Here is a 1485-nt window from a genome sequence, read left to right as displayed (position 1 = left end):
GAATGGTGATATTGAGGTGAAGTCCGAAATTGATCAGGGCAGTACCTTCCAATTTGATGTGGAACTGGGTCTGGGTGAGTCCATTGGACTCACTGACCAGTCGTTGGTCGGCAGACGAGTCTTGGTTGTTGATGACACCGAAGAAGCCCGCAAGTTACTGATTAGCCAGCTCAACAGTTTTGGCTGTGAAACGCTGGAAGCAGAGGACAGTGCAGCCGCTTTGGATATCCTGAGAGAGCACAATCTGGACTCTGATAATCCTGTGACTGTCACTCTGTTGGACTGGAGAATGCCAGAGACCGATGGTATTGAACTGGCAGAGGAGATCAGAGCCATGGAGCTTGATTCCATGCCGGTATTGATCATGGTTTCAGCCTACGGCCGTGAAGAAGTGATGGCCAGGGCTTCTGGCAGGGTGGACGCTTTCCTGATCAAACCGGCCAGCAGCTCCGTATTGGTAGAAACCATTCTGCGCACCCTGGATTATAAAAGCTCTGTTGGTGGCAGCAAGGGTGTCGACAGTCATGCCAGCAAGCAGACGTTCAAGGGTGATATTCTGCTGGTGGAAGATAATGAGATTAACCAGCAGGTAGCTCGTGAGTTGCTTGAAGGTATGGGGCTGACGGTGACTCTTGCAGATAATGGTCAGGAGGCCGTGGATATCCTTGAATCGAACACTTTTGATCTGGTCTTTATGGATATTCAGATGCCCCGGATGGACGGTTATCAGGCAACCAGAGTCATACGTCGAAATGTAGGTGATAAGGATCTGCCGATTGTTGCCATGACCGCCCATGCCATGACCGGCGACCGTGAACGTTGTCTGCAGGTGGGTATGAATGATCATATCTCCAAACCATTGAACCCTGTGGAGTTGCAGGAAATGGTAGACCGCTGGCTCCAGGTGTCTGATGAAGGGGCGTCATCGGGCCCTGCTGTAACTAAAGCGACTGAGCAGAAAGAGTTTGCAGAAGATCTTGAGAAACTGAAAGGCATTCATCTTCATAATGGTCTTAACCGCGTAAGAGGGAACGTCGAATTATACCGTCAGTTACTGGTGAACTTTTATCTGGATCAGGGAGAAGACTTGCAGAAGCTCCGGGATTGTCTGGATAAACAGGATTGGCAGGCTGCCCGTTTTATTGTTCATGGTATCAAGGGGGCTGGAGGCAGCCTTGGAGCAGAACATTTGCATATCACCGCGGCTCGATTGGAGGCAGCACTGAGAACTCGGGATGAATTGCCATCAAAAGAGCTGCTTAAAAGTTTCGAACACGCCTTTGAAGAGGTAATGGAGAGCCTCAGGCAACTGGTCGGGAAAGACCCGGAAGAAGCAACGGTTGGTGAAGGCAGGGTCGAGATTGAGCGCTTGTCCTTACTGATGAGTTCCATGATTACTCAACTTCAGGAAGGCGATGTTTCTGCTTCAGAGTCGTTGCCTGAACTGGTGGGCGGCCTGGTCGGCAAGGTCGATGAACACAAGCT

General features: G+C 50.6%; 1 protein-coding gene. It reads left to right on the top strand.

What is annotated here, in order from left to right; translation table 11 throughout:
• Positions 1 to 16: 16 nt before the first annotated feature.
• On the top strand, positions 17 to 1485 hold a 1469-nt coding region (locus KDK17_RS13995; RefSeq protein WP_257288311.1), incomplete at its 3' end, for a response regulator.

It is taken from the genome of Endozoicomonas sp. SESOKO2 (assembly GCF_024606245.1).
Classification (GTDB): domain Bacteria; phylum Pseudomonadota; class Gammaproteobacteria; order Pseudomonadales; family Endozoicomonadaceae; genus Endozoicomonas_A.
This window is presented reverse-complemented; position numbering and strand designations above follow the sequence as displayed.